Annotated in this window: 4 protein-coding genes and 1 pseudogene; all 5 read right to left on the bottom strand. The window is 37.1% G+C overall.

Features of this window, described 5'->3' with window-relative positions:
* Positions 1 to 609 precede the first annotated feature (609 nt).
* Complete coding sequence (gltS, locus tag RVS70_RS03450) at positions 610 to 1809, bottom strand: sodium/glutamate symporter (RefSeq protein ID WP_026679606.1); 1200 nt, start codon at positions 1807 to 1809, stop codon at positions 610 to 612.
* Positions 1810 to 1888: 79 nt separating this feature from the next.
* The gene (hutG, locus tag RVS70_RS03445) at positions 1889 to 2839 is read right to left on the bottom strand and encodes a formimidoylglutamase (RefSeq protein ID WP_026679605.1); all 951 of its coding nucleotides are present in this window, start codon (positions 2837 to 2839) and stop codon (positions 1889 to 1891) included.
* Positions 2840 to 3389: 550 nt separating this feature from the next.
* Complete coding sequence (locus RVS70_RS03440) at positions 3390 to 4502, bottom strand: transposase (RefSeq protein ID WP_321132512.1); 1113 nt, start codon at positions 4500 to 4502, stop codon at positions 3390 to 3392.
* An 11-nt stretch (positions 4503 to 4513) separates the two neighbouring features.
* Positions 4514 to 4723 (bottom strand): annotated as a pseudogene (gene tnpA / locus RVS70_RS03435) (IS200/IS605 family transposase); the annotation flags it as partial.
* 192 nt (positions 4724 to 4915) lie between these two features.
* On the bottom strand, positions 4916 to 5902 hold the full coding sequence (locus RVS70_RS03430; protein WP_121603758.1) for an NAD(P)H-dependent flavin oxidoreductase: 987 nt from the start codon (positions 5900 to 5902) through the stop codon (positions 4916 to 4918).
* Positions 5903 to 6000: the final 98 nt, after the last annotated feature.

The following is a 6000-nucleotide window of genomic DNA, read 5'->3' as shown; positions in this document are numbered from 1 at the left end:
GTGGCCGGCCTTCGCTATTATCAGGCTCTACAACGCTAGCATGAAGTAACACAGCTGCTTTTATACTCACGGATAACGATTTTCACTTTACCCATTGTAAAAAAAGTCAACCTATTACTTATGACAAAATTGTTGCACCTTCGCATAGCGGAGACTAATTACGTAGACTCCTGCGGGATTAGCGCGAGCCGAAAATCCACTTTGCAACGTGTTCTTCTTTGCAAAGTTAGTTGAGGCCGTGCCCACGGAAAGCGAAGTAATTAGTCGGAGCATTGCCAATATACATCTAACATTTCAAAATAACTACTTGGCTTAACGCAGTCATTGCACTAATTTTATACTTTCTTAACTTAGAAGTAAAGGCTATCGAGGGGTTCTCGATAGCACCGTATTCTTATACTTTCGAACTAGATGGATAATGAAGGTTTAACTGTGAAGGTTAATCATTTTTTGATAAAGAGAGAAAAATACTCTGATAATCCAGCAGAAAAAGGAGATTCGGATGAAGCAGCACTTTTTTTGACTTACTTAATTATAAACATAACCATTCCTTTTAATCCTCGTTCATAGTAAGAAAACTGCTTCATAAAAATGGACCGGTTTTCCCTTTTAACTAAACAAATTTATAGAAGTGATAATAATTGGCATTGCGAAGACGTCGATTAGGAAAGCTCCAACTAAAGGAACAACTAAAAATGCTTTTTTAGAGGGACCGTATCGGTTGACTATTGCATCCATATTAGCAATGGCATTTGGAGTAGCGCCTAGCCCATGCCCTGTGAAACCACCAACCATCACTGCCGCATCATAATTCTTTCCTAGCAATCTAAATAATATAAAGATACCAAATAAAGCTATAAATAGTACCTGTACGATAACAATGACTAATAATGGCAATGCTAAATTAGCAACTTCCCATAATTTAATACTCATAAGAGCCATTGATAAAAAGATACCCAATGTAATATCACCTATAATTCCAATACTTTTCATCTCAATTAATGTTTTATCATATCGATCAAGCACATTTCGAACGATTACAGCAACAAACATGGCACTTACATATCCGGGCAGTACAAAACCGGTTACATTTGAGAATAGCTCTCCTAAATAAGAGCCTAATACCATACATAAAGTAATAATAAAAGCTTGTGTCATAAATGTTTTAGAATTAATAGAGCTTGCTTCTGTTTTAGCTTCAACCGTAACAGCACTTTCCTCTGTTGCCCGCTCCGTAGACTTCAGATTGTATTTCTTGATTAAATATTTTACAATTGGCCCACCAATCAGTCCGCCAGCTACTAATCCTACAGTAGCAGCAGCTAATCCAATGGATAATGCAGAGTCAACTCCAAGCTCTTCAATGGTTGTACCAAATGCAGTTGCGGCACCATGACCACCTTCCATTGATGTAGCTCCAACCATTACACCGATAAGTGGATCTAAGTTTAAAAGCGTTGCAAAAGATATTCCAATAACACTTTGTGCTAGTGCAAGAAATCCACATGATAACCAATAAATGATCAAAAGCTTTCCACCTAATTTGATTAAACCAAAGCTTGCACCCAAACCTACAGTAGTGAAAAAAGTTAACATAAATAAGCTTTGTAAAGATGTATCCAAATTAATATTTACAAGATGAAGTCCTTTTAGTAGTGTTACAAGTATAGCGAAAAGTAGCCCCCCAACAACAGGAGCAGGTATACAAAATCTCTCTAAGAATCTAATTCTTTTATTAAGGTATCCCCCAAGAAGAAATACAGCTATTGCAATAAACAATGTCGTAACTTGATTCATTTCTAATGTCATGTTGTCCCTCCTTCATATGTTAAACAACTGGGAAATTCGATATATTCATCGTTGAAATATTAAAATGTAACATTCTCTCTCATTGAACTGTATTATTAAAATTATGCAAAACCTCCGCCACTAGATAAGCAGCTAGCTTTGTAGTTCGTCCATTTTCATCTAAAAGAGGATTTACCTCTGATATATCAAAGCTACATACATTCTCTTTAGCAACAATATGACGTAATAACGTTCTTACGACAACAGGGTCCAGTCCAAAAGGGGACGGTGCGCTAACTCCTGGGGCTGCAGAAGAAGCAATCGAGTCTGTACATAGCGTAACGATAATGACATCGTACTGGTTACAAAATTGATCAATAACTCCATATTGTTTTTGTATGTTGTGTAGAGCTAGTGATTCTTCTAACACATAAATACATCCAAGCTGCTCTGCAACCTGAAACAGAGATTTTGTATTACCGAATGGTTGAATTCCTAAACATAAATAGCCTGCTTGCTTATCCTGTTCTAAAATCTGCCTAAACATAGTCCCAGATGAAGGTCTACTATCCTGGCGCAAATCAAAATGTGCATCTATATTTATAATACCTATCGATGTGTTTTCTCCCACATACTTCCTAATTCCGAGATAATGACCGTACAGCGTTTCATGTCCTCCACCAAGAATAATTGGCGTGGATCTTTTATTAAATATTTGATCAACGCGATCCGCTAATTCTGCCTGCGCAGCTTCTAAGCTTTCTCCTTCGCATACTACATTTCCAACATCGATAATTGAAGCTGTATCTTCAAAGAGATAGGGTAGTTTACCAAGACTTTTTCTTATTTCATCAGGAGCCTTTGCAGCACCAATTCTCCCTTTATTCCTTCGAACACCCTCGTCAGATTCAAAACCAACAAGACAAAAAGCGCTTTCAAAATCATCATCCGTAGAGTTACATATCACACGTTGATGAATGCGAAAGCTATCTTTGTCTATTTTACTATCCACTCTACCTTGCCACGTTTGTCTATTTGGCAATTTATACATATCAACACCTCACTACCTACATATTTTGCTTATTCAGAAAATATATTATTTATTATAAATAACTATACATATAATTACTAATATGCAAATTTTATATTTCTATAGTTTAAAACTATAAATAGAATATAAGAGCAAAAGCGCCCGATTATAAACGCAGCGACTGGACCGAGTCAACGGAAAAAAGGAATCACGGTGTGCTTGCGAACTGATGATGACTTATCATAGAGAGATTCATGAAGTCGCCTCGTTTCTGGACGCTGGAGCTGGACGCCGCTCAACACGCCCAAATTTATCCACATAGGCAAATTTTATATTTTCCTAGACTAGACTAATAAAAAACTACCGACCAAACGTTGGCTATGGCACAACATTTGATCGATAGTTCATTCACTTTTAGGAATTTCATCTGCTGATTCTCTTAGTGAACTACTCCCACCACTTACCACCCTTACGGGTTGCTTGAAGTGGGGGCTTCTTGGGTAATCGCCACTTTTGGTAGCTGACGAAATGGACCAAGCTAACCCTCTTGTTCCAAGAGTTTATATTTTCATTAGGCACTTGCTAATAAGCGAATGCCTTCTTTTTTGATATTAAGCGCTGAATTATAATCTCTATCGAGATTTAGCCCACACGAACAAGCGTATGTTCTAATTTCTATAGGCATTGGTTGGGTATTTCCGCAACTCGAACAAGTTTTGGTAGATGGGAACCATTTATCAATTTTGATAAGTTGTTTCCCTTGTTCTTTTAGTTTGTACTGTAAGAAAGAAGTGAACATTCCCCATCCATTCTCAGCTACGCTTTTACCGAATTTAAGTGCTTGTGACATTCCTTTCATGTCTAAATCTTCAATCACAACAGCATCGAAGTTAGACACTAATTCCTTTGATTTATGGTGAAGAAAGTTCTTGCGTTGATTGGCAACTTTCTCTTGAATGTTAGCTACTCGAATACGTTGTTTATTCCAATTTGCAGAGCCTTTCTTTTTACGAGAAAGTTTACGTTGTTCTTTTGCTAATTTATTAAGTATTTGTCGATAAAACTTAGGATAATTGGCTTTCTCACCCTCACTATCAACAAACAACCCATCCATTGAAAAGTCTAAGCCAACAACTTTTTCAATTTCCTTCCTTTTTATCTCCTTCTCGTACTCTGTAAGAATCGAAATATAGTATTTTCCTGATGAAGTCATAGACAAGGTACAAGATTTGATGGTGTACTCCGAAGGAATTGCTCGATGTTGCTTGATTTTGACCATTTTTAATTTAGGTAATTTGATATGACCATCCAACAACTGAATATTTCCATTGACGACATTCGTTGTGTAGCTTTGTTTATGGCGTTTGCTTTTGAATTTTGGGAACCTGGCATGCCCTTTGAAGAAGGCTTTATATGCCTTATCTAAATTTAGTTGAGCGTTTGCCAACGCTAATGAATCGACTTCTTTTAGCCATTCGTATTCTTTTTTGTAATTGGCAGGGGCAGGATGTTTTACCTTTTTCCATGCTTCTTTATCATCTTTTAGGGTTTCATACGTTTCTTTTCGTTCTGCTAACATTTTGTTATAGACAAAGCGAACGCAACCGAAGGTTTTACGTATAACCAAAGCCTGTTCATCTGTTGGATACAATCTAAACTTGTACGCTTTATTTTGTTTAGCCATATCAAATCACCTCACTTTATCCTTTGATTTTCAATATATTTTTTTACTACTTCAATAGGCGAACCGCCAGTCGTCAACAAGCAAAAACTTCTTGACCAAAACATTTCTTTCCATAACTTTTTACGGACATGAGGAAAATCCCTCTTGCTAAGTCTTGAACTGGCACTTTTATAGGCATTGATGAATTTCGATAATTCACTGTTGGGTTGTGCTTTGAGCAAAAAAGGAAAAAAGCCTTTGGGCTGTCGCCCAACCGAAATTCATCCTCTTACCGTTGGGCTACGCCCTTCACACGCTTGAAGATGGAGACTTCTTTCGGAAGTACGTTAAATTCCTGTTTCTATTCGTTGTATAAAATCCATCTGTGTCAGTGGATACTTCATATATGGAGCCCTTTCAAAGACATTTTCACATTATGTTTGTGTCATAGTATTATCCTGACTGACAATATTTCGCGTTGCTTTTGTATACGACTCCTCTAGCTCACTAACAATTCTCTCAATTGATTGAACCTTGTCAATCGCGCCAATTCCTTGACCAGAACCCCATACATCCTTCCATGCCTTTACTTCTGGATTATCCAATTTTTCAAAGTTAATTTCTTGTTTCTTTTCTAATTGATTTGGATCAAGCCCAGCTTTTACAATACTAGGAATTAAATAATTCGCGTTAACACCACTAAATGCATCTGTATAAATAATATCTTCAATCGATGATTCAACAATCATTTGCTTATATGCATCAGGTGCTCCACTTTCTTCAGAAGGTATAAATCGTGTTCCCATATAAACAAAATCAGCACCTAGAATTTCTGATGCAAGGATATCTTCTCCTTCCGACATACCACCTGCAAGTACGATAGGTCCGTCAAAAAATGAACGGACTTCATGAATAAACGGAATTGGATTTAATACTCCAGCATGGCCGCCAGCTCCACTGGCAACAAGTACCAAACCATCAGCACCTTTTTCAATCGCCTTTTTGGCAAACTTTACATTAATGACATCGGAAAAAACTACGCCACCATACTGATGGGCAATCTCGACAACTGGACTAGGATCCCCCAAAGATGTAATAACAATGGGTGGCTGGTATTTTTCAATTAATTTTAAATCTTCCGTATACCGCTTATTGGAACGATGAGTAATAAAGTTTATACCCCAAGGTGCGATTTTCCTCGTCGGTTCTTTTTCTTTGAGTACATCAATTTCCGTATTAATTTGATGCATCCAGTCTTCTAAAATATCACTAGTTCTTGCATTTAATGCTGGAAAAGTCCCAGCAATTCCAGCACGACAAGCTGCCACGACCATTTTAGGACTAGACACTAAAAACATCGGTGCCATAATGACTGGTAGACGCATTGATAATTTCATTTGTTGAATTGCTTGTTTAGACATTTCTGCAAACTCCTCTTCATTATAATTCTCTCTTTTCTGTCCACTACATCAATAATGTGAAACTCCAATCAGTTGGGGTTTTGTTTTATAGAAGTTTC

Source organism: Virgibacillus sp. M23 (assembly GCF_034190895.1).
Taxonomy (GTDB): Bacteria; Bacillota; Bacilli; order Bacillales; family Amphibacillaceae; genus Virgibacillus; species Virgibacillus salarius.
The sequence above is the reverse complement of the archived record's forward strand: the minus strand, read 5'-3'. Positions and strand labels throughout refer to the sequence as shown.

What these genes read in the sequence shown, in the direction of transcription:
- gltS (WP_026679606.1), bottom strand. Translation starts at nt 1,809, where the DNA reads ATGACATTAGAAATGAATCAAGTTACGACATTGTTTATTGCAATAGCT.
- hutG (WP_026679605.1), bottom strand. Translation starts at nt 2,839, where the DNA reads ATGTATAAATTGCCAAATAGACAAACGTGGCAAGGTAGAGTGGATAGT.
- RVS70_RS03440 (WP_321132512.1), bottom strand. Translation starts at nt 4,502, where the DNA reads ATGGCTAAACAAAATAAAGCGTACAAGTTTAGATTGTATCCAACAGAT.
- RVS70_RS03430 (WP_121603758.1), bottom strand. Translation starts at nt 5,902, where the DNA reads ATGTCTAAACAAGCAATTCAACAAATGAAATTATCAATGCGTCTACCA.